This is a genomic window from Pedobacter hartonius (assembly GCF_900107535.1).
Taxonomy (GTDB): Bacteria; Bacteroidota; Bacteroidia; order Sphingobacteriales; family Sphingobacteriaceae; genus Pedobacter; species Pedobacter hartonius.
Window position 1 is genome coordinate 1 of sequence record NZ_FNRA01000042.1, and the last position, 1,268, is coordinate 1,268.

1 protein-coding gene is annotated in these 1,268 nt (G+C 39.0%); it reads right to left on the minus strand.

The window, feature by feature from the left end; translation table 11 throughout:
- Positions 1-30: 30 nt before the first annotated feature.
- Positions 31-1,208 (minus strand): IS3 family transposase gene (locus BLW16_RS22870; protein WP_090560202.1). Its coding sequence is split into 2 segments (ribosomal slippage): positions 31-938 and positions 938-1,208, totalling 1,179 coding nucleotides; the frame shifts between segments, so codons are not numbered across the junction.
- Between the last annotated feature and the right edge of the window lie 60 nt (positions 1,209-1,268).

Genomic DNA, 1,268 nt, shown 5'->3' on the forward strand with positions numbered 1-1,268 from the left:
TGGAATTGCAACATTAAAGTTGACATTTAGTTAAGCGGCAATATTTTGTTTATTTAAGTTTCTACCAAATTCTTCTGGGGACAAGTATCCCAGTGCAGAATGAAGTCTTTTACGGTTGTACCAAGTCTCGATATATTCAAATACGATAAGTGCTGCCTGCGCTTTGTCAGTGAACTTGTGCTGATATACACACTCAGCTTTAAGTGTCTTAAAGAAGCTCTCAGCGACTGCATTATCCCAGCAATTTCCCTTCCTACTCATGCTCCTGGTGATGAACGGATTTTTTTCCAGTAAACATCTGAACTCATTGCAAGCGTACTGAACTCCACGATCAGAATGAAAAATAAGTTCCCTAGTAATCGGTCGTCTGGCTTGCGCCATTTTAAAGGCAGGTATCACTGTATCAATTGCTTTCATTGTCATACTTAAGGCCCAGCCTATTATTTTTCGATCCCCAAGATCAATCACAGTAGTTAGATAGAGCCATCCTTTTTTTGTTCTGAGATAAGTAATATCAGATACCCAAACTGCTCCTAACACTCCAGGTTTAAAATCTCGATTAAGTACATTTTCCGGGACGAGAAATTTATGACTGGAATCGGTGGTGATCTTGAATTTTTTCTTCACAATACTTCTGAGTTCAGCTTTTTGCATTATTCTAGCCACTCTTGGTCTGGAAATTTTAATGCCTTTTTTGTGGAGATCTAGGGTGATCCTAGGACTGCCATATATTTTTTTACTGTTTTCAAAAGCCTGAAGTACTTCTGCTTCGAGTTTTTGATTTTCAATACTTCTTTTGGAAGGTGTACTTACTGTCCATTTATAAAATCCTCCTCTGCTAACTTTTAATACTGAACACATCTTCTCAACTAAAAATATCCTACTATGATCCTTTATGAACCTGAATATTTGTTGTCGCCCTTGGAGAAAATGCTGATAGCCTTTTTTAGGATATCACGCTCCATCTGCGTTTCACGCAGTTCTTTTTTCAAATTAGCCACTTCTTGCTCGGCTGCGCTAAGGATAACCTTCCCATTACCAGGGAAGCTACTGCCTTGTTTACTTGAAAATTCCTTCCGCCATCTATATAATAATGTGACGTTGATATCCAACTCCTTCGCAAGGGTCGTTAGATCTGGGCGGGTGTAACTCAGTTCAACACTCATCAGTTTGAACTCCTTCGGGTATGCTTTTCTCTCTCGTGACATAATTTCTGTTAAGGTATGTAAATCCCTTAACTCCGTGTCTACTCAAATATAGCAAGTCCA